Origin of the sequence: Synechococcus sp. PH41509 (assembly GCF_020514285.1) — a bacterium.
Taxonomy (GTDB): Bacteria; Cyanobacteriota; Cyanobacteriia; order PCC-6307; family Cyanobiaceae; genus Parasynechococcus.
Genome location: NZ_VTLD01000024.1, coordinates 92,000 through 113,197, shown reverse-complemented (window position 1 = coordinate 113,197; position 21,198 = coordinate 92,000). Strand labels below are relative to the sequence as shown.

Annotated in this window: 20 protein-coding genes; 11 read left to right on the top strand and 9 right to left on the bottom strand. The window is 59.6% G+C overall.

The features are described from left to right. Positions 1-78: 78 nt before the first annotated feature. The 3 genes from pstB to pstC are packed head-to-tail and all read right to left on the bottom strand — an operon-like array spanning position 79 to position 2,788. Positions 79-900 (bottom strand): phosphate ABC transporter ATP-binding protein PstB, encoded by an 822-nt coding sequence (gene pstB, locus FZZ88_RS08770; protein ID WP_166016582.1) that lies wholly within the window; start codon positions 898-900, stop codon positions 79-81. A 21-nt stretch (positions 901-921) separates the two neighbouring features. Continuing rightward, positions 922-1,839, bottom strand: a complete 918-nt coding sequence (gene pstA / locus FZZ88_RS08765; RefSeq protein ID WP_166016581.1) for a phosphate ABC transporter permease PstA — start codon at positions 1,837-1,839, stop codon at positions 922-924. Between the two features lies 1 nt (position 1,840). Further along, the gene (gene pstC / locus FZZ88_RS08760; protein ID WP_166016580.1) at positions 1,841-2,788 is read right to left on the bottom strand and encodes a phosphate ABC transporter permease subunit PstC; all 948 of its coding nucleotides are present in this window, start codon (positions 2,786-2,788) and stop codon (positions 1,841-1,843) included. 153 nt (positions 2,789-2,941) lie between these two features. Here pstC and dnaK point away from each other — a divergent pair, with 153 nt between their 5' ends. From dnaK to murQ, 4 genes are read left to right on the top strand one after another with little or no spacing between them, the layout of a single operon-like run. Then, the gene (dnaK, locus tag FZZ88_RS08755; protein ID WP_166016579.1) at positions 2,942-4,933 is read left to right on the top strand and encodes a molecular chaperone DnaK; all 1,992 of its coding nucleotides are present in this window, start codon (positions 2,942-2,944) and stop codon (positions 4,931-4,933) included. Then, entirely contained in the window at positions 4,917-5,849 is a 933-nt protein-coding gene (locus tag FZZ88_RS08750) for a DnaJ domain-containing protein (RefSeq protein ID WP_166016578.1), read from the top strand. The genes dnaK and FZZ88_RS08750 overlap by 17 nt, the downstream gene beginning before the upstream one ends. 42 nt (positions 5,850-5,891) lie before the next feature. Beyond that, complete coding sequence (locus tag FZZ88_RS08745; RefSeq protein ID WP_166016577.1) at positions 5,892-6,341, top strand: DUF3110 domain-containing protein; 450 nt, start codon at positions 5,892-5,894, stop codon at positions 6,339-6,341. Positions 6,342-6,344: 3 nt separating this feature from the next. Beyond that, positions 6,345-7,295 carry an N-acetylmuramic acid 6-phosphate etherase gene (gene murQ / locus FZZ88_RS08740; protein ID WP_166016576.1) on the top strand — a complete coding sequence of 317 codons (951 nt, stop codon included), beginning with the start codon at positions 6,345-6,347 and terminating at the stop codon, positions 7,293-7,295. Here the strand turns inward: murQ and mtnP are convergent. Further along, positions 7,277-8,185: an S-methyl-5'-thioadenosine phosphorylase gene (gene mtnP / locus FZZ88_RS08735; RefSeq protein ID WP_166016575.1), complete on the bottom strand. Its 909-nt coding sequence runs from the start codon at positions 8,183-8,185 to the stop codon at positions 7,277-7,279. The two genes, murQ and mtnP, sit on opposite strands and share 19 nt — an antisense overlap. 40 nt (positions 8,186-8,225) lie before the next feature. On the opposite strand from mtnP, the gene FZZ88_RS08730 reads away from it, so the two are divergent. Continuing rightward, entirely contained in the window at positions 8,226-8,669 is a 444-nt protein-coding gene (locus FZZ88_RS08730) for a peptidylprolyl isomerase (RefSeq protein ID WP_115022066.1), read from the top strand. On the opposite strand, the gene ribBA is transcribed toward FZZ88_RS08730, so the two are convergent. Then, entirely contained in the window at positions 8,670-10,265 is a 1,596-nt protein-coding gene (gene ribBA / locus FZZ88_RS08725; RefSeq protein WP_226423655.1) for a bifunctional 3,4-dihydroxy-2-butanone-4-phosphate synthase/GTP cyclohydrolase II, read from the bottom strand. A gap of 137 nt (positions 10,266-10,402) precedes the next feature. On the opposite strand from ribBA, the gene argC reads away from it, so the two are divergent. Further along, on the top strand, positions 10,403-11,476 hold the full coding sequence (argC, locus tag FZZ88_RS08720) for an N-acetyl-gamma-glutamyl-phosphate reductase (protein ID WP_206339098.1): 1,074 nt from the start codon (positions 10,403-10,405) through the stop codon (positions 11,474-11,476). On the opposite strand, the gene purN is transcribed toward argC, so the two are convergent. Continuing rightward, positions 11,467-12,027: a phosphoribosylglycinamide formyltransferase gene (purN, locus tag FZZ88_RS08715; RefSeq protein ID WP_226423654.1), complete on the bottom strand. Its 561-nt coding sequence runs from the start codon at positions 12,025-12,027 to the stop codon at positions 11,467-11,469. The genes argC and purN overlap by 10 nt on opposite strands. Before the next feature lie 72 nt (positions 12,028-12,099). Here purN and FZZ88_RS08710 point away from each other — a divergent pair, with 72 nt between their 5' ends. From FZZ88_RS08710 to FZZ88_RS08695, 4 genes are read left to right on the top strand one after another with little or no spacing between them, the layout of a single operon-like run. Further along, entirely contained in the window at positions 12,100-12,450 is a 351-nt protein-coding gene (locus FZZ88_RS08710) for a DUF1257 domain-containing protein (protein WP_166016573.1), read from the top strand. 1 nt (position 12,451) lies between these two features. Beyond that, entirely contained in the window at positions 12,452-14,149 is a 1,698-nt protein-coding gene (locus FZZ88_RS08705) for a PDZ domain-containing protein (protein WP_166016572.1), read from the top strand. Next, positions 14,131-15,057, top strand: a complete 927-nt coding sequence (locus tag FZZ88_RS08700) for an N-acetylmuramoyl-L-alanine amidase (protein ID WP_166016571.1) — start codon at positions 14,131-14,133, stop codon at positions 15,055-15,057. The genes FZZ88_RS08705 and FZZ88_RS08700 overlap by 19 nt, the downstream gene beginning before the upstream one ends. A gap of 37 nt (positions 15,058-15,094) precedes the next feature. Next, a complete protein-coding gene (locus tag FZZ88_RS08695; protein WP_166016570.1) occupies positions 15,095-15,334 on the top strand; it encodes a TIGR03643 family protein in 240 nt (79 codons plus the stop codon). A gap of 477 nt (positions 15,335-15,811) precedes the next feature. Here FZZ88_RS08695 and FZZ88_RS08690 read toward each other — a convergent pair whose 3' ends face one another. Then, positions 15,812-16,582, bottom strand: coding sequence for a helicase DnaB (locus tag FZZ88_RS08690; RefSeq protein WP_166016569.1), 771 nt, complete (start codon positions 16,580-16,582; stop codon positions 15,812-15,814). A 116-nt stretch (positions 16,583-16,698) separates the two neighbouring features. Between FZZ88_RS08690 and FZZ88_RS08685 the strand changes: the two genes are divergently transcribed. Further along, positions 16,699-18,297, top strand: a complete 1,599-nt coding sequence (locus FZZ88_RS08685) for a glucose-6-phosphate isomerase (protein ID WP_166016568.1) — start codon at positions 16,699-16,701, stop codon at positions 18,295-18,297. 12 nt (positions 18,298-18,309) lie between these two features. Here FZZ88_RS08685 and leuS read toward each other — a convergent pair whose 3' ends face one another. Continuing rightward, positions 18,310-20,919, bottom strand: a complete 2,610-nt coding sequence (leuS, locus tag FZZ88_RS08680; RefSeq protein WP_166016567.1) for a leucine--tRNA ligase — start codon at positions 20,917-20,919, stop codon at positions 18,310-18,312. Between the two features lie 46 nt (positions 20,920-20,965). Beyond that, on the bottom strand, positions 20,966-21,187 hold the full coding sequence (locus FZZ88_RS08675) for a hypothetical protein (RefSeq protein WP_166016566.1): 222 nt from the start codon (positions 21,185-21,187) through the stop codon (positions 20,966-20,968). Positions 21,188-21,198: the final 11 nt, after the last annotated feature.

Below are 21,198 nucleotides of genomic sequence, written 5' to 3'. Positions count from 1 at the left end.
CCACGCACGGCCGTCAAACCTTGGCGAGGCTGGGGCTTTGGTGTTCCTGACAGCTGCGTCGTTGCTGAGGGGTCGGGATCAGCCGAACCGACCTGAGACGTAGTCCTGGGTGGCTTGCTGTTGGGGCGCGTTGAAGATCTTGTCTGTGTCGTTGAATTCCACGAGGTAGCCCACTTTTCCGGTTCCGCCCTCGACGGCTTCGGCGTTGAAGAAAGCCGTCATGTCGCTGACACGGACGGCCTGCTGCATGTTGTGGGTCACGATCACGATGGTGAAGCTCTTCTTGAGCTCATGCATCGTCTCTTCGATCTTCAACGTCGAGATTGGATCCAGGGCTGAACAGGGCTCATCCATCAAGATGACTTCTGGCTGGATGGCGATGGTTCGGGCGATACAAAGACGTTGTTGCTGTCCGCCAGAGAGTGAATAGCCGCTCTCATTCAGTTTGTCTTTGCATTCATCCCAAACTGCTGCCTGCCGTAGAGATTGCTCAACGAGTTCATCCATATTTCCCGTATATCCATTGATGCGCGCGCCAAAGGCAATGTTTTCGTAGATGCTTTTCGGGAATGGGTTGGGTTGCTGGAACACCATCCCGATACGACGTCGCACCTCTACAGGATCAACATTGGAACCGTACAAGTCGACCCCACCAAACAAAATGCTTCCCTTGAGGGAGCATGAATCGATCAGGTCATTCATGCGGTTCAAGGCTCGAAGAACCGTTGATTTTCCGCAGCCGGATGGACCGATGAAAGCCGTGACCTTGCCGCGAGGAATGTCGCAAAAAACATTTTTTACGGCTTCAAAGTTGCCGTAGCTGATCGTGACGTTCTGCAGCGAAAGTGCTGAGTCTGCACTCTTGATATCGGGATCTTGGGGTGGGCTGATACTGGTCATTGATTTAAGTGGAAAATTGGTTTATTTGGCTGCAAATCGCGCCAGCCATCGAGATAAAAGATTGAGCGTCAAAATCATCATCACCAGTACGAACGATGCGGCCCAGGCCAATTCGTTGTGAAACTCATAGGGCATGATCGCAAAGTTGTAGATCATCACGGAGAGGGTCGCGATGGGAGCGAAGATGCCATCGGGTGTGAGCAGATCTGACCAGAACGGTGAGAAGAGTGCCGTGAAGATCAAAGGAGCCGTTTCCCCTGCGGCTCTTGCGATTCCAAGAACCACCCCTGTCGCGATCGGGGTTAAGGCGGCAGGGAGTGTGATTCGCACAACAGTGACAAATCTCGATGCCCCCACTCCCAAAGCACCACGACGCAGGTCATCAGGAACCAGCTTCAGACCTTCGTCGGTCGTTTTAATAACCGTGGGGAGCATCAACACAGCCAGGGCCATGCCCCCCGCAACGGCGCTGTAGGCGTTCCCGAAGAGAATTCGGCTGGTGACGATGGTTCCGTAGATGAACACGCCAGCAATGATCGATGGCACACCAGCCAATACATTGGTGCCGAATCGAATGAACTGAGCGAACCAGCCTGAACGGGAGTATTCGGCAAGGAAGATCCCACCTCCGACGCCCACTGGAATGGCAATCAATCCAGCGATGCCTGTTACGACGAGGGTTCCAATAATCGCGTTAGCGATACCGCCTTCCTCCAGTCCCGGTGGTGGTGGAAGTTCCGTCAGCAGGGCCAGACTGATCTTGCTGCCACCTTGCACAAGCACGTAGCCCAAAACCAGGACAAGGGGCAGAACAGCGATAACCGCAAATAATCCCGCCAAGAAGGAGAGAAGGCCGCTGCGGATATTTCTGCGCAGAAACGGCTTGTAGCTCAGATCAGGAGCTGAGTCGGATCGGGTGTGGGTGAGCGTTTGTGTCATGTCAGTACTTCAGGCTCAAGCGCTTCACAATCCACTGGGCAAAAATATTCACGCACAACGTCAGGATGATCAACACAAATGCTGCATACATCAGCGATGACACTTGGGAACCATCCGCTTCACCAAACTGGTTAGCAAGCATCGCTGCGATGGTGTTGCCCGGTGCCAATAGCGAAAGGCTGAAATTGTTGGAATTGCCGATGATCATCGTGACGGCCATGGTCTCGCCCATGGCTCGGCCCAGTGCCAGCATCACTCCACCAATGATTCCAGAAATCGCTGCCGGAAGAATCACATTGATGATCGCTCCCCAACGTGTTGTCCCCACGCCATAGGCCGCTTGTCGGAGTTGTGTCGGTACCTGATTCAAACAATCACGGGAAATAGCCGTGATGATCGGAAGGATCATCACCACCAGGATCAACACGGCTGGGATGGTGCCTGGACCCATCGGCGGTGTGCTGAAGAGGGGGAACCAATTGAAGAGCTCATAGAGAAGCTCAAGCCCCGGACGGATGAATGGTTCCAACACAAAGATGGCCCACAGGCCGAGTACCACGGATGGGATTGCGGCGAGAAGTTCCACCATCAGGCCGATCACACTGCGAATCCGGCTGGGGATGATGTTTTCGGTGATGAAGATGGCTGTTCCAACCCCCAAGGGCACAGCGACCATCAAGGCCAGCAGTGATGTAATCAGGGTGCCGTAGATGGCTGCAGCGGCGCCGTACTGGTCATCCACAGGGTTCCAATCTGAGGTGATCAGAAATTGCCAGCCGTAGCGGGCCATGGATTCCAAGCTTCCTTGGAAGACGACGATCAGGATGGAGAAAAGAACAATCGCCACCACCGAGGCCATGGCAATGGCCAGATTCTTGAAACTGACGTCCACCAATTTTTCGAACGGTGGACGTCTTCGGAATAGGTATCGCTTGTCCGGGTCGGACATTTACCCAAAGGCAGGCGAATACAAGGTATGTCCCGATCCTCTTGACATGATTAAGAACGCCTTAAGCGATGGGCTCTGTCCTGCCATTTATCGCGACTGGGGCTGGAGCAGGTTGGAAGCTGCCGTTAGCGTGGAGATCAAGATTTAAGGGATATGGGGCGGATCGTCGGCATCGATCTGGGGACCACCAATTCGGTTGTCGCTGTGCTGGAGGCGGGTCGTCCCCATGTGATTGCCAATGCCGAGGGCGGACGAACCACCCCATCCGTAGTGGGTTACACCAAGGATCAGGAGCTGCTGGTGGGGCAGCTGGCCCGTCGCCAACTCGTGCTCAGCCCCCGAAACACCTTTTCCAATTTGAAGCGGTTTGTTGGTCGTGACTGGGACGAGTTGGAGGACAGCAGCCTGTCCGTGCCCTACACAGTTCGTGCCAACGACCAGGGTCAGGTTCGCGTCCCCTGCCCGGTGACGGAGCGGGAGTATGCGCCCGAAGAGATTGTCGCCAGCATCATCCGCAAACTGGTCGACGATGCCTCCACCTACCTGGGCGAGCCGGTTGAAGCGGCTGTGGTGACTGTTCCGGCCTATTTCAATGATGCGCAGCGTCAAGCCACCCGTGATGCCGGACGGTTGGCGGGCATTTCAGTGGAACGCATTCTTAATGAGCCCACCGCCGCTGCTCTCGCTTACGGATTTGATCGCAGTGCGGTCAAACGGGTGCTCGTGTTTGACCTGGGTGGAGGCACATTTGACGTGTCGCTGCTGCGCATCGCCAATGGCGTCTTTGACGTCAAGGCGACGAATGGAGACACCCAGCTCGGCGGCAATGATTTTGATCAACGCATCGTCAACTGGTTGGCCGATGCGTTTGCTGAGGAGCATGGCGTTGATCTGCGGCGGGATCGTCAGGCCCTTCAGCGATTGACGGAGGCTGCTGAAAAAGCGAAGCAGGAACTCTCTGGTGTGCTGAGCACCCCGATTTCGCTGCCGTTCATTGCTACCGGCAGTGATGGACCGCTGCACATTGAGACCCGGTTGGACCGTTCCACCTTCGAGGGTCTATGCCCGGATCTTCTCGACCGTTTGCTGAGTCCGGTCCAAGCGGCACTGCGCGACTCGGGTTGGTCTGCAAACGACATTGATGACGTTGTGCTGGTGGGGGGCGCCACCCGGATGCCCATGGTTCAGCAATTGGTTCGCACCCTTGTGCCCATCGATCCCTGCCAATCGGTGAATCCCGATGAGGTGGTGGCGATCGGTGCTGCCGTTCAGGCGGGCATCCTCACAGGGGAACTCAGGGACCTGTTGCTGAATGACGTCACACCTCTCTCGCTCGGACTGGAGACGATTGGCGGACTGATGAAGGTGCTGATCCCTCGCAACACTCCGATCCCGGTGCGCCAGTCCGATGTGTTCAGCACTTCGGAAGCCAATCAGTCGTCCGTTGAAATCCATGTCTGGCAAGGCGAGCGCCAGATGGCATCGGACAACAAATCTCTTGGTCGTTTCCGTCTCTCCGGCATTCCACCGGCTCCGAGGGGTGTGCCTCAGGTGCAGGTGGCGTTCGACATTGATGCCAATGGCCTGCTTCAGGTCAGCGCCACCGACCGCACCACGGGGCGCAAGCAGTCGGTTTCGATTCAGGGCGGTTCGAATCTCAACGAGGAGGATGTGACCGCTCTGTTGGCGGAAGCGGAGGCACGGGCCGATGAGGATCGGCGCAAACGCAATCAAATCGAGCGTCGCAACCGTGCCCAAACGTTGCTTGCTCAGGCGGAACGGCGTCTGCGGGACGCTTCGCTGGAGCTGGGGCCCTACGGCGCTGAACGGCAGCAACGTGCTGTTGAAATGGCCATGCGCGATGTGCAGGACTGCCTCGCCAACGACGACCTCCAGGAGCTGGATCTGTGTGTAAGCGGTCTTGAGGAGGCTCTCTTCGGTCTGAACCGTCGTCTTTCGGCGGAACGTCAGGGCGATGGCAGTCCGCTTCAGGGGATTCGCAACACCCTCGGTTCCCTCAAGGATGAGCTGTTTGCCGATGATTGGGATGACGACCCATGGGGTCCCCCCAGTCGTCCGGGTGAACGCGGTCGAGGCCTGAGCCGTCGTGACTCTGCACCTTGGGACGATGACATCTACCGCTGACCCTGATTATTGGTCTCTGCTGGGGGTTGATCCCGACTGCACGGATCAGCAGCTGAAACGTGCCTTTCGCCGCGAGGCGCGCCGTTGGCATCCGGATCTGAACAGCAATGATCCAGTTGCAGAGGATCGCTTCAAGCTGGTCAATGAGGCCTATGCGGTGCTCAGTGATCCCCGCCGCCGTGATGCTTGGCAACGGGGCGGTGGTACATGTGCGGGTGTTGCTGATCCCTTCGCGCACGGGTTCCCCGATTTCGAGGACTATCTCGACGTGATTTTCGGTGGGGGGGCAGGGCGATCAACGGCTGAGTCGGACATGGAGCCGGATCCACCCTTCCGCGGTGATGACGTCAGAAGTGAAACCAGAAGAACTGAACCTCCGGTGTCAGCACCGCCTTCGCCGCCGCCCGTGCGTGCTGTGGAGGATCTCGAATCGGTCGTTCATCTCACCGCTGATCAGGCTCTGCAGGGCACCCAGGTGGAGCTGACGCTCGACGACGGCACGGTGATCGAGTTGAACACTCCTCCCTTCGCTGGTGATGGCTGGCGACTTCGACTTGAGGGAGTCGCCCCGGGGGGGCGTGATCATTTCCTGCAGCTCCGGGTTGTGACCGAAGACGGGCTTCGGATCGATGGACTTCGCGTGCTCTACAAGCTGCTGTTGTTTCCCCCAGATGCGGCTCTGGGCTGCGCTGTGGATGTGCCGACGCTAGATGGACCCGTGACGCTGCAAGTTCCTCCCGGGTCATCGAGCGGTCGCCTGCTGCGACTTCGTGGTCGTGGGCTGCAGCTGGAAAACGAAAGGGGGGACCAACTGGTCGAGATTGTTGTGGTGATTCCTTCAGATTTGGGCGATGCCGAACGGGCTCTTTATCGCCGCCTTCAGGAACTGGCGAGCGAATCCGAGCAGATTGGATGACGATGGGTGAGACTCCGGTCCGATTGATCTGACGTTTTCTCGATGCGCGTCCACGTCCTGCTCTTTGATGCCGGTACGGATAGCGAAGGCATCCACTCGCTTGAAATTGCCGGACGCACCGTGGTTCTTTTGTTTGAGAACCCCGACGATGCCGAGCGTTATGCCGGTCTTCTGGAGGCCCAGGACTTTCCGGTTCCGACGGTGGAGGCCCTGGACCGTGAAGACGTCGATCTGTTCTGTCGTGAGGCCGGCTATGAGGCCCGCGTTATCGAGTCGGGTTTTGTGCCGAGCAATGACGAGGAGCGCCTGTTCATGGCGCCGCCGCAGAGCAATCGCGATGTGAGCAACTGGAAGGACGACGCCAACCCTGACAACGCCATCCCTGAACAACACGCCGCTGAACCTGCGCGCCAGGGACTGGAGACCGAGCCCGAGCCCGAGTCAAATCCTGAACTCGATGAACTGCGTCGGCGGCTGGAGGGGTTGCTCTGAACCATGGCTCTGTTTGACCCTGATCTCCAGCCCTCCAGCGACCGCGGCCATTTGCTGACCGAGCAGAGCAATCAGCGCAGTTCGCGCTTGGATCAACTCGAGACCCTCGAGCTCGTCGCCCTGTTTGCGGACGAGGATCGGCGTCCCCAAGAGGCTGTCGCCGCGGCCGCTCCTGACCTTGCTCAGGCCGTTGATGCCGTTTCTGAGCGACTTCGTGCCGGCGGTCGGCTCTTTTATCTGGGTGCTGGCACCTCCGGACGGCTGGGGGTGTTGGACGCTGCGGAGTGCCCGCCCACCTTTTGCAGTGATCCCGAACAGGTGCAGGGTGTTCTCGCCGGTGGTTCCGCTGCGCTGCTGCGCAGTTCGGAGGGGCTTGAAGACATTGAGTCCGCCGGTCGCGTTGATCTTGAGGAGCGGGGATTTTGCTCCAATGACTGCCTGGTGGGAATCGCCGCTGGCGGTACCACCCCCTACGTGCGCGGCGGCCTGGCCTTCGCGAAAAGCATCGGCGCTCTGGCGATTGCCATGGCCTGCGTTCCAACGGAGCAGGCTCATCTTCCCTGCGATATCGACATTCGTCTGCTCACCGGCCCTGAGTTGTTGACTGGATCCACGCGGATGAAGGCCGGCACGGCCACAAAACTTGCCTTAAACACTCTGTCGACCGCCGTGATGGTGAAGCTCGGCAAGGTCTATGGGAATCGGATGGTGGATGTAGCCGCAAGCAACAGCAAGTTGGTGGACCGATCGCTGCGAATCCTGAGGGATCTGGCCGGTGTCGAGCGGGAGCGTGGGCTGACGCTGCTTGAAGACGCCGGCGGATCGGTCAAACTCGCTTTGTTGATGGCATCTGCCGAGTTGTCGGCTGACCAGGCCAATGCCCTTTTGCAGCTGCATGATCAACAGCTGCGGACAGCCCTCGCGGCCTGCGGCACTCAACTGGCGGAGGCCTGATTGAAGCTGCCCCAATAGGTGGCTGTGAACAGATCGAGCTTTGATCGGGTCTCGGCAGGCACCTGGTCCTTGGGCGTGATCAAGGCATTGGCGAGAGCTGTGTGGGCCGTCGAAGCAGGAGGCTTGTGCTTCAGCTGCTGCATCAAACCGCTCAGGATCGGTTCGGTGGCCGAGGCATTGGCCTGCAGGTTGCTAATCACCATCTCCACAGAGACCGCGTCATGGTCTTCATGCCAGCAGTCAAAGTCGGTGACCATGCTCAGGGAGGCATAGGCCAATTCGGCTTCCCGGGCCAGGCGGGCCTCGGTGTGATTGGTCATCCCGATGACTGAACAACCCCAGGAGCGGTAGAGCTTGCTTTCGGCCTGGGTGGAAAAGGCGGGGCCCTCCATGCAGAGATACGTTCCTCCGCGATGCAGCTTTTGCCCCTTCGGCAAGCCCTTCTCGGCAGCATCGGCCAGTAGGGCACTTAACTGCGGGCAGAAAGGTTCGGCAAGGCTGACGTGAGCCACACAGCCGTTCCCGAAAAAACTGGATGGCCTTTGACGCGTGCGGTCAATGAACTGATCCGGTACGACCATGTCCCGCGGATGCAAATGGCCCTGGAGTGATCCAACCGCGGAGAGGGAGATCAACCAGCGCACCCCTAGCGACCGCATCGCCCAGATGTTGGCCCGGTAGGGAACTTCACTGGGCAGCAGCTGGTGATGCCGGCCATGGCGGGCCAGGAAGACGGTCTCGACCCCCTCAAGTTTTCCCAGTCGCAGTTGATCGGATGGCGCCCCGAACGGTGTTGGTATCGCACGTTCTTCCACCTGGCTTAAGCCGGGAATCGAATACAGGCCGCTACCGCCGATGACGCCAACGCGGGCTCCCTCGAGATCTGCCATGCCACTACTCTCACTAAACTCCAGTTTTGCTCGCGCGATCATGACTAAGGCCTTGATGGACACAGAAGCAGGCCTGATCGAGCTCGAGCTATTTGATGCCGATGCCCCGAACACTGTCGCCAACTTCGTGAAGCTGGTGAAAGACGGCTTTTACGACGGCCTGGCCTTTCACCGGGTGATCCCAGGTTTTATGGCCCAGGGAGGATGCCCCAACAGCCGTGAGGGCGCCCGCGGTATGGCTGGAACCGGAGGTCCCGGTTACCAAATCGATTGCGAGATCAACCCACAGAAGCACCAGGCCGGAACCCTCGCCATGGCCCATGCCGGCCGCAACACCGGTGGTTCGCAGTTCTACATCTGCCATGAGGCCCAGTCCCACCTCGACGGAGTCCATACGGTGTTTGGCCACACCGGCAACATGGATGTGGTGTTGAAGCTCTCCAACGGCTCCCGGATCAACAAAGTGACGATCCAGGAGGGCTGATTAGCGCCGCGTCCAGTGCAGGAGTGACGGGCCGTTTTCGATCAGTCCGTCACTGCTCATGTCGATCAGCTCATTGAGCTGGTGCTCCACCCGCTCAAGATTCTGGGGCGGGTGCAGTGCCATCCGCTCGGTCGGAACCCGCATAAGTCCCACCCGTTCGGTAGCCGCCAGGGCCGCCAGGCTTTGCAGCAGAGGGCTGGCATCTCCACCATCTGGGGACAGTTTCCAGACGAATTGCGGACGGTCCCAGAGCGCCAACAGACGGGGCTCATGCAGGGCCTCGAGGCTGAAGCCATGGCGATGCGCGATTCCCTCCACTTCCAAGCGAATGGTGGGCCAGCTTTCCGGGCCAACGTTCACCGCCAGCGCCAGAACCACACAAGGACTCTCAGATTCGAAGAGATGTCCGAGCTTCTCCCGCTTGGCCGCAAGGTAGCCGGCGTTATGAACGCCTGGGTCCATCACCAGCGGCACCCGCTCTTCCACCTGAAGGCCATAGCCACCGAGTCCGGCAATCTTGCGCGGGTTGTTTGTGAGCAGGCGCAGCCGATGGATTCCCAGGTCAGAGAGAATCTGGGCGCCGACGCCGTAGTTGCGGAGATCCGCTGGGAAGCCGAGGCGTTCATTGGCTTCAACGGTGTCTAAACCTGCTTCCTGAAGGCTGTAGGCCTTCAGTTTGTTGATCAGGCCGATGCCACGTCCTTCCTGCCGCAGGTAGACGACTACACCCTCCCCTTCCGCTTCGATCTGCCGCAATGCCGCCTCCAGCTGGGGCCGGCAGTCACAACGCAGCGAGCCAAAGGCATCACCGGTGAGGCATTCGGAATGCATGCGCACCAGCACTGGCTCACGCAGGGCATTCGGCTCGCCCTTGATCAGAGCAACATGTTCGGAACCATCCAGTTCGTTGCGATAACCCACCGCCTGGAAGGTCCCGAATCGGCTCGGCATCTGTGCCTGGGCCAGCCGGCGGACAAACCGCTCGTTCTCCAGCCGGTAACGGATCAGATCCGCAATGCTGATCAGCTTCAGCCCCCACCGATCGGCGTAGCTGCGCAGCTCCGGCAGCCGGGCCATCGAGCCATCGCTGTTTTGGATTTCGCAGATCACCCCCGCAGGGCTGAGGCCTGCCAGCTGTGACAGATCGACGGCGGCTTCAGTGTGGCCAGCGCGTTTCAGCACGCCACCAGGGCGGGCGCGCAAGGGAAAGATGTGTCCGGGTCTGCGCAGTTCAGCCGGCCGAGTGGCCGGATTGAGCGCCACTTGAATTGTGGCGGCGCGGTCTTCGGCAGAGATTCCAGTGGTCACCCCATGCTCAATTCCAGCATCGATGCTCACCGTGAAGGCCGTTTCGTTGGCATCGGTGTTGCGATCCACCATCAGCGGCAGATCGAGTTCATCCAGCCGTTGTCCCTCCATGGCGAGACAGATCAGGCCCCGCGCCTCGGTGGCCATGAAGTTGATCGCTTCTGGAGTTGCGAACTGGGCTGCGCAGATCAAATCACCTTCGTTCTCCCGCTGTTCGTCGTCCACCACGACAATGCACTCACCATTTCGGATCGCCGCGAGAGCATCGCTGATGGCATCAAACGCGATGGGATCGTTCGCGGGGTCAAGGGAACTGGGGTTCAGGAGCCTGGTCGCCGGTTGATGACCTCATTATTGATCTCTGTACGATCAGCCGTTGGTTGGTTGATTCAATGGCAGGCAACAAAGCGTCGGCGGTTGAAGCGATGGCAACGTTGAAGGGCGGACGGGTTGCTGTCATTGGTGCCTCCGGCTATGGCGGCCTGCAGACCATTCGTCTCCTGCAGGGACACCAGGGTCTTTCCGTCAGTTTTCTCGGCGGTGAACGCAGTGCCGGCCAACGCTGGAGTTCTGTTTGTTCCTTCCTGCCCCTGCCGGATGACCCGATGGTGGAATCGGCAGACCCCGACCGGATTGCCGCCTGCTCCGACTTCGCCGTTCTGAGTCTTCCCAACGGCCTGGCATGCCAATTGGCGCCACAACTGCTGGAGCGTGGTGTGCGGGTTGTGGATCTTTCCGCCGACTTCCGCTACCGCTCCCTCGACCAGTGGCTGCAGGTCTATGCCAAGGAGGCTGGGTCCCTCAATCGAAAGGACGCCGAGCTCTGCAGCAATGCTGTCTATGGCCTGCCTGAATGGAACGGCCCTGCGATCGCCGAGGCGAAGTTGGTGGCGGCTCCCGGATGTTTCCCCACAGCGAGTTTGCTGCCCTTGCTCCCTTTTCTCAAGCAAGGTCTGATTGAGACGAATGGCATCGTGATTGATGCCAAGACCGGCACCTCCGGTGGTGGACGGGTGCCAAAAGAAGCGATGTTGCTGGCGGAAGCCTCGGAATCCATTGCGCCCTACGGCGTAATCGGTCATCGCCACACCTCAGAGATCGAACAGATGGCGACGGAGGTGGCTGGGCAGGAGGTGCGTCTTCAGTTCACGCCGCACCTCGTGCCGATGGTGCGCGGTCTGCTTTCAACGGTGTATGCCCGACTGCGCGACCCCGGCCTCACCGCTGAGGATTGCAGCACCGTTCTGGACGCCATCTACAGGCACCATCCCTGCGTTGAGGTGCTCCCAGTGGGCACCTACCCCGCCACCAAATGGGCGCGGCACACGAATCGCGCCCTGCTGTCAGTTCAGGTGGACACCCGCACGGGCCAGCTGGTGTTGATGAGTGCGATCGATAACCTGATCAAGGGCCAGGCGGGGCAGGGCGTGCAATGCCTGAACCTCATGGCTGGCCTCGCGCCTGAGACGGGTCTGCCTCTGCAGTCGTTCTATCCCTGACGCCAGGTTGGCTTCAGGCCAGCAAGGGCAGCCGGCAAGAGCAGGTGTTCCTGTTCTTGGATCCGTTTGGCAAGTGTGGCGTGGTCATCACCATCGAGAACGGGGACGGCGGCCTGGGACAAGATCGGGCCGGCATCCAGCTCCTCGGTGACGATGTGAACCGTGCAGCCGGTGAGCTTCACTCCGGCTTCTAAGGCCTGACCCACCGCGTCCATGCCGCGGAAGCTGGGCAGCAGCGATGGGTGGATGTTGATCAAGCGTTCTGAAAATCCGCTGATTAATACATCGGTGACGATCCGCATCCAACCCGCCATCACCACCAGCTCCACCTGATCGGCACGAAACAGTCGCACCAATTCGGCGTCTAGCTCGCGTCGGTTCTTGAGCAGACGATGGTCGAGCACCGACACAGGAATCCCGAGACGTTCGGCGCGTTGCTGGGCTCCACAGCCTGGATTGTTAACCACGAGCCGTTGAATCCGTGCATTGAGTTTCCCCGCCTGGATCGCTTGGGCCAAGGCCTCGAAGTTGCTGCCGTTTCCGGATGCCATCACCCCCAGCTGCAAGGGGGCCTGGTCAGCTCGAATGTTGTGGCTAGGGTCAGTCAAAGCGGGGTCCGGTCCATGTCCCATCTCTCCATCCTGCCGACTGTCTTTACCGATCTCGAGCGACTTGTGCGGGCCCTGCGTGATGAGGGCTTCAGTGTTGAGCGAACGACCGAATTGCAGGGTTTTGCTGACGATTCCCACACCGTTGATGTGCTTGCTGTTCATGGTGATGCCCTGCCCCTCGGCTGGACCCAGCGGGAGGACGGCACGATCGTGATGCATGGCGACATTCAACGGATCAGCCGCCAGCCGGGGCTTGAACAACGGTTGCAGCGGGTGACCCGTCGCTATGCCCTGCTCCATGCCATGGACCAGGTGCGTTTTGGCGCGATGGGATCGGCCGACCTGATCGTGCAGTCGCACTGACGTGCCAGATCTGGTTCAGATCAGGCTCGATCTGAGCCATCCCGAAACGCAGGCCATCGGTGTGTCCATCCAATGGACACCCCAGACGAGGCGCCAGACCTTTCAGCTGCCGGTGTGGACCCCGGGGTCCTACACGGTGCGCGATCACGCTCAGCACCTTCACAGCCTGGAGCTGCTGGCCAACAGCGAAGAGCTCGCGGTACGTCGTTTGGCGCCCCACCAGTGGCTCTGTGATCTTCCTGATCTGAGCCCGCTCACGCTCAACTATCAGCTTGAAGCAAGGGATCTGACCGTCCGCACTGGGTTGCTGGATCCTGATTTTGCCTCGCTCTGCCTCGCCGCTGTGGCGATGGATATCGATGGCTTCCGCTGGTCGCCCCACCGCGTTGCGGTGAAGGCTCCGGAGCACTGGAGTGTGCATCTGCCGCTTGAAACCAGTCCTGAAGGGTGGATCGCTGCGGATTTCGATGCCCTCGTCGACAGCCCGCTCCATGCCGGTCCCTTTCAGGCGGAACCCTTCACGGTGCAGGGCTGCAGCCATGAGTTGCTGTTAATCGGCGTTCCGCCCATGGGTTGGCCGCCGAACTTCCTCAGCGACATCGAGCGCGTTTGCAGCGCAACCTGTCGATTGATGGGAACTCCTCCTCCGGCTGGGGATCGCTATCAGCTGGTTCTGCAATTGCTCGACCAGGGCTATGGCGGCCTCGAGCACGATCACAGTGCCGTGTTGCAGTTCAGTTGGTCGGCCTTGGCCAAGCCCAAGGGCTACCGGCAGCTGTTGCAGTTGATCGGCCACGAATACCTGCACCAATGGAACGTGCGCCGGCTGCGGCCTGTTGAGCTGCGTCCCTACGACTACGGACAGGCGGTGATCACTGAGGGCCTCTGGTTTGCCGAGGGGATCACCAGTTACTACGACCTGAGCTTGCCCCTGCTGGCGGGGCGTTCGGATCGGCCGACCCTGCTCAAGGATCTGGGGGAGGAGCTCTCCAGCGTGTTGATGTCACCTGGCTGCTCCGTTCAATCGCTGGCAGCCAGTGCCCGTGAGGCTTGGATCAAGCTCTACAAGGCCACGCCAGCGTCGCGGGATACCCAGATCAGCTACTACCGATTGGGTGCCGCGGTGGCCTTCTGCCTGGATGTGCGCCTACGGCAGCGTGGTCAATCCATGGCGGCCATCCTGCGGGAACTGTGGCTGAGGCTTGGCCGTCAGGCCCGCGGTTACAGCCGCCACGACATCAAAGACGCCTTGGCCCAATGGGATGCCGACCTGGCGGCCGATCTGGATCAATGGCTGGATCAACCTGAGGCTCTTCCCTTGATCGATTGCGTGGAGGCTCTCGGGCTGCGGATGGATCCAGTTCCGCTCAAGCATCCCGACCATGGACTCACCCTCAAGGATGGAGACGGTGCCGCCTTAATTCAGCGGGTGCGGCGCCAGAGTCCCGGCCAACGGGCTGGGCTTGTGGTGGGCGATGAGTTGCTTGCGATCAATGGCTATCGGGTGCGTCGCGGCAGCGATCTCCCGTCTCTTTTGGACAAGCAGGACTGTGTGAGCGTCACCTACGCGCGACGCAGTCTCTTGAAGGAGACCCAGCTGTTTCCTGACAAAGGTGTGGACCATTGGTCGTTGGATTGGGATCCTGGGTGCACAACGGAACAACGGCAATTGCGGGATCGATGGTTCGAGATCGTTTAAGTCGTTATTGGAGCAGTCTTCGGGGTCGCGTTCAGGAGCATCGGGGTCTTTCGATTACTGCAGCAGCAGCAGGGTCGTTGGTGCTTGGCCTGGTCGGCTGGGTGTTGGTGGATCAGGGTGGGCTGTCCCATGCAGGGGTTCGCCCGTCCCTGATGGAGCTGCTCGACCAGGTGGGGAGGGAACGCGGTCGCCAATTGGAAGAGAACCCCTCCTCCTCGGTGCCATTACCGCCGAAGTCGCGCTCGTGGCGCTCTCCATTGGCTCGCCAATGCTCTGATGTCGATACCGCGCTGCGGTCCCGTCTGAACCAGCTCGATGCTCGGTCGAGCTCCTGGCGTGCATTCGTGAAGATCGATCCCACCAATTTCGGTGAGCGTTACGACCAAGACGCGTTCGGTCGTCGGATTGACGCCACTCCCAGGGTGGTGGTGCTACACGAGACGGTTTATTCACTCGGTTCCGCCTTGAACACCTTCATGACGCCTCACCCGCGGGATGAGGATCAGGTGAGTTACCACACGCTTGTGGGGCAGGACGGGCGTGTTTTGGATCTGGTGGACCCCTTAAGTCGTGCCTATGGCGCCGGTTTTTCAGCCTTTCTGGGGGAGTGGGCGATCACCAATAAAAAGCTCAAGGGCTCTGTGAACAACTTCGCGTTGCACCTGAGCCTGGAAACACCTCCTTCAGGGGCGAACGCCAATGGCACCCATGCCGGCTACACGACCCAGCAATACGACGCGTTGGCCTTGGTGCTGTCGGGGTGGATCCGTTCTTTCAATCTCCCTCCAGCGGCGATCACGACCCATCGCCATGTGGATCTGGGCGGAGAACGGGGTGATCCGCGCAGTTTTGACTGGTCGAAACTTCAAGTGCGGTTAGCGGCTCTTGGCGACCTCTGCGTGACCTGAAGTGTCGTTAGCGTCTTGCTTCCTCATTAGCCCCTCGTTGACACGACCTCCCAGCGAAGATCTGGATCGGATTGTTGAGATGGCCTGGGAGGACCGCACCACCTTCGAGGCAATTGAATTTCAGTTCGGACTTTCCGAGCCGCAGGTGATTGGTGTGATGCGGCAACACCTGAAATCGTCGTCGTTCAAGCTCTGGCGAAAGCGGGTGAGCGGCCGCAAGACAAAGCATGCCTCGACGAGCCGTTCGGATCGTTTTCGGGCCAGTTGTCATAAGTAATCAACTCCTGCCTCGTTTCACCGCAGGACGCCTTGCAGGATCCCCTCAACAAGGTCAGCCGGAATGACGCCCGGAGGGAAGTTTGAGACTGAGTTACGGAGGTTTGGGCCTGAGATCAGAGCTGTAGCCACCGGCCCTATCACTCCCGCAAGAGGGGCCCGGTCAGCTCTGGATTCGGGAGGAGTCTTAAAGGCCCTGACGTAGCCATAGAAATCGCTAGCCTCTTTGCACTGGGCCGCCACCTTGGGGGCTACCTGAGCCAGTGCTGATGTTGGGAGAAGCAGGCCAAAAGCAAGTGGTAGGAACAGTTTTTTCATCGATCTGCCGTGCTGGATCGATGCTTCAATAAAAACGGGGTTTTCACATCCCCCAAATGAGGGATTGTTGTCGCTGCTTGTCCTCCTGTACTTAAGAAGTGGCGTACTCAGGGATTGGATTGGGGCTCTTCCAAAGCCAAGTTCCTCGGGTGAACGGCCTCTAAACCGTGATGTCGGGGTTGGATTGGCGGCCGCAGTAAATCAACCCGTGCAGTTCAGGGTCTTGCATGTAGCCCATCACCCGAACTGGGTAATCCAGCTTTCCGTTGTGCAGATAGGTGAGGGTGGCGATGGTCTTTGCATCCAGATATGAGCGACTCGCTTGCAGCATCAAGCTCTCCGGCAGGCCAAGGGCCAGCTTCAGCCGCTGGAACTTTGCCGCCAAGAAGGTGATGTTCATCTCGGGGTCCAGCAGCTGTTTGCGGGCCCAGGTGATCTCCTCCTGCGTCGGGTTTTCTGGCAGTCGCTTTTGATGAATCAGCTCAGAGATGCCGATTTGGGCAGGGCCATGGGTTTTGACTAGGCCGGAATGGGCGATGAAGGGAAGGCTCTCCCCCGGTTTTGAATGCTGGATCTCGTCAAACAGCACCGCTGTGATCAGCATCGGGTTGACCCGATGCGCCGCCGATTCACGCAGGATCACCGGTTTCAGCTCGCGCAGGCGATCCAACGTTTGTGAGCGCAGCGGTTTGAGTTGGTCGACCCCATTCGTGAACAGCTGGGCCAGCTGCGTCTGGGGTCCGTGCACCCCGAATCGCCGCTGCAGCAGCTTCAATTCTTCCGGTGAGAAATCTGTCGGTTCGAGTCTGTCCTCGACGACCACAGGCACCTGATTCTCGCGATCAGTGACTGGTTGTGCCCACTGACCGATCAAGCAAAAGCTTGCTGCTGTCGCCAGAAGCGCAGTGGTTAATCGCAGTGGCTCAGCCATGGGGGGCTGGAAAACCCGTCAGTGGAAGGTGACATGAAACTAACTGGGGTGTCCTTTTGCGTGGGCATCCCGTCAGATCCTGGATACGTTCAGCAAGACTGCATCGCCCGCCCGGCATGAGCTTCCCGGATTTCAGCGCTTCCGACGCTCAGATTCAATGGCAGCGTTTCTGTGATCTCAGTTGGTACCACGATGATCTTGGGGTCTGGCTGGACATCAGCCGGATGCACGTCAACGCTGCAGACCTGCAGCAGTTGCAGCCGCGGATGGACAAGGCCTTCACCGCGATGCAGGAGCTTGAAGCCGGAGCGATCGCCAATCCTGATGAAAAGCGTCAGGTGGGCCACTACTGGTTGCGCTCTCCCGAACTCGCCCCCAACTCAGAGCTGCAGCAGCATATTTCCCGCGAAATCGACCTGATTGCTGCCTTTGGGCGTGACGTGATCAACGGAACGATCAAGGCTCCCAACGGTGAAGCTTTCACTGATGTGCTCTGGATCGGCATCGGCGGCAGCGGTCTGGGTCCGGCATTGATGATTCGAGCTCTGCAGAACCCCGGTCAGGGGCTTCCCTTTCATTTCTTCGACAATGTCGATCCCAATGGGATGAGCAACGTCTTGGCGGGTCTTGAGGGCCGCTTGGATCGCACGCTGGTGGTGACGGTGAGCAAGTCGGGAGGCACCCCCGAACCGCATCTCGGGCTGGAGCAGGCCCGGCATCGGCTTGAAGCGGCTGGCGGCCAGTGGGCTGGTCAGGCTGTCGCTGTGACGATGCTGAACAGCAAGTTGGATCAGCAGGCCCAGTCGGAGGCTTGGCTCAAACGATTCGACATGTTCGATTGGGTCGGTGGCCGCACCAGCATCACCAGTGCCGTAGGTCTGCTGCCCGGGGCCTTGATCGGTTGCGACATCCGCGACTTTCTCGCTGGCGCCTCTCAGATGGATGCCGCCACCCGCGAGGCGGATCTGCGTCGAAATCCGGCAGCCCTGATGGCGGCCTCCTGGTTTGTCGCCGGCGGCGGTCGTGGTAAGCGCGACATGGTTGTTCTGCCCTATCGCGATCGCCTGGAGGTGTTCAGCCGCTACCTCCAGCAGCTGGTGATGGAATCCCTGGGCAAGCGTCTCGATCGCAACGGTGATGTGGTTCACCAAGGCATTGCTGTATACGGCAACAAAGGCTCAACCGATCAGCACGCCTATGTGCAGCAACTGCGTGATGGTGTCGACAACTTTTTTGCCACCTTCATAGAGGTTCTGGAGGATGTCAGCGACATCCCCGTCATTGGTGGCGAATGCCCCGGCGACTTCCTCGACGGATTTCTACAGGGCACCCGTTCAGCCCTCACTGAGGGTGGGCGCCAGAGCATGACGATCAGCATGCGCCGTTTTGATGCTCGGCGTCTCGGTGCCTTGATTGCCTTGTTCGAGCGCGCCGTTGGCCTTTATGGCGAACTCGTCAACATCAATGCCTACCATCAGCCCGGCGTTGAGGCGGGCAAAAAAGCCGCGGCGGCGATTCTTGACCTGCAAGGCCGTGTGGAGGCGATCCTGGCCGACGGTGTGGCTCGTTCCGCCGTCGAGATCCGCCTGGCCCTCGGGGATGGCACCGATGAATCCATTTTCTGGATCCTGCGTCATCTCACCGGCAACAAGCGGGGATTCAACGCTCAGGGGGACTGGGGCAAACCAGCTTCCATGCGGTTCAGCAAGAGCTGATTGCGTCTGGTATCAGGGAACCAGGTTGACCAGTTTGCCGGGAACCACAATCACCCGCCGCGGTGCGGCGCCCTCCAACCATTTTTCGGCTACTTCACTGGCCAGCGCGAGCCGTTCTAACTCCTGCTTGTCGGCAGAAGCGGGAACCTGAATCTTGCCCCTCACCTTGCCCTTCACCTGGATCACAAGTTCAACACTGTCTTGAATAAGTGCCGACGGATCGAGGTCTGGCCAGGTTTGGCGATGAACACTTCCGATTCCACCGAGGCGGCTCCAGAACTCTTCTGCAAGATGCGGTGCAAAGGGGGCTAAGAGGCGAACCAGGCCGGAGAGGGCCTCCTGCAACACAGGATCACTCAGGGTGTCGACGCCTGTTGCGCTGATGGCATTGGAGAGCTTCATCAGCTCGGAGATCGCCGTATTCAGCTGAATCTCATCGCTGAGATCTTCGCTGACGGCTTCGATGGCGAGATGCACGGCACGACGCACGGCGCTGTCGGCTTCATTAAGCGAATCCGGCCGTTGCATCGGCTCCATGGAATCGATGCGTGTTGCACCCGACTCAACAATCCGCCATAGCCGTTGAAGGAAACGGAACTGGCCTTCCACATCGGCGTCATCCCATTCCAGATCTTTCTCCGGAGGAGCCTTGAACAGGATGAACATGCGGGCCGTATCAGCGCCGTAGCGGTCAATCACCGCCGCGGGGTCGACGCCGTTGTACTTCGACTTCGACATCTTTTCGAACAACACCTCCAGCTTGTCGTTGGTGTTGGGATCACGGGGATCGTCCGGATTAGCCACATCCGCCGGAGCGATGTATTTGCCGGTTGTCGGATTTCTGTAGGTGATGCCCTGCACCATGCCCTGGGTGAGGAGGCGTTCAAATGGCTCATTGATGTCAATTAGGCCGCGATCCTTGAGCGCCTTGGTGAAGAAACGGGCATAGAGCAGGTGCAGGATGGCGTGCTCGATACCGCCCACGTACTGCTTCACCGGCAACCAGCGGTTCACTGCCTCCTTGTTGAAGGGCTTTTCGGTGTTGTGAGGATCCGCAAAACGGAGGAAATACCAGGAGGAACACATGAACGTGTCCATGGTGTCGGTCTCGCGCTTGGCTGGCTTGCCACAGCTGGGGCATGGCACGTTGACCCAGTCGCTCTGCTGACTCAGGGGGGAGCCACCCTTCCCAGAAAGATCAATGCCCCGGGGCAGTTCCACCGGCAGGTCTTCTTTGGGTACAGCTACAGCGCCGCAGTCATCGCAGTGAATGACAGGAATCGGGCAGCCCCAGTAGCGCTGACGGGAGATCAGCCAGTCGCGTAATCGATAGGTGACCTTGCTGCTGGCCCATCCCTGCGCTGCGCCATGGCCGGTGATGGAGCTCTTGGCCTCGGTTGAGGTGATGCCATCGAACTCCCCGGAATGGATCAGTGTTCCGGCATCAGTCCAGGCCTGACCAGCGGCGATCGCCTCTGCAGCCCCCTCGGCATCGATCACCTGCTGAATCGGTAGATCATTGGATTGGGCAAAGTCGATGTCACGTTGGTCATGGGCCGGCACGCCCATGACGGCCCCGGTGCCGTATTCGGCGAGCACGTAGTCGGCGATCCAGACCGGAAGAACAGCTCCCGTCAGGGGGTTGACGACGTGACTGCCGATGGGCACCCCCCGCTTGGGTCGGTCATCGCTGGTGCGTTCGATCGTGCTGAGCCGCGCCACCTCCTTTTTGAAGGCTTCGACCGCCCCCTTCTGCTCAGCGCTTGTCAGGTCGTCGACGAGGTCGTTTTCCGGAGCCAGCACCACGTAGCTCGCCCCGGCGAGGGTGTCGGGCCGGGTGGTGAACACGGTGATCGTCTGGTCCTGGGCCCCTTCAACGCAGAAGGTGATTTCCGCGCCTTCGGAGCGGCCGATCCAGTTGGCCTGCATGGTGCGAACCCGTTCAGGCCAGCCATGAAGCGCGTCAAGGTCGTTAAGCAGCGGTTCGGCGTAGTCGGTGATGCGTAGAAACCATTGGTTCAGCTGGCGTTGTTCCACCAGGGCCCCGGAGCGCCAGGAGCGGCCGTCGCCATCCACTTGCTCATTGGCCAGAACGGTCTGATCGACGGGGTCCCAGTTGACGGTGGCATTTTTGCGATAGGCCAGGCCCCCTTCGAGCAGCTCAAGAAACAGCCATTGGGTCCAGCGGTAGTAGTCGCTGTGGCAGGTCGCCTGTTCGCGGCTCCAGTCAATCGATAAGCCAAGACGATCCAGTTGCGCCCGCATCTGATCAATGTTGCGGTCGGTCCAGTCCCCAGGATCGACATTCCGCTCGATCGCCGCATTTTCCGCGGGGAGTCCGAAGGCATCCCAACCCATGGGATGCAGTACGGAGTGTCCGCGCATGCGCTGAACACGGGCGATTACATCGGTGATGACGTAGTTGCGCACATGGCCCATGTGCAAGCTTCCCGATGGGTACGGGAACATCGACAGGGCAAAGAAGCCCGGTTTTTCACTGTTCTCGTCGGTGGCATCCACCCCATCGGTCTTCCAGCTGTCCTGCCAGCGCAGTTCCAGCGCTACGGGGTCGTAACGATCATTCTGGGCACTGGCGTCGACGGCAGGGTTGGCAGCGTTCACGGAACCAGCGCTCGGCAAGGTTGCGATCGTGCCACATGCCTGGTGTTTAGCCGAGGGAGCGGATCACAGTGATCTGACGTCGATTGATCAGCACGGGTCGGCTGGCTGCCATGCGTTCAATGGCTAGAAATTCAGGGTCCTGCCAGATCAGACGCCCCTCGATGGGCTCCTGACCAACCAGCCCGATGCTGAGTGGCAGCTGTTCACGAATCCAGCTCTGTAGCAGCCGAACCCCCGGAAGACTTGGATCAAGTGGAGATGTCTCCATAGGATTCAGGG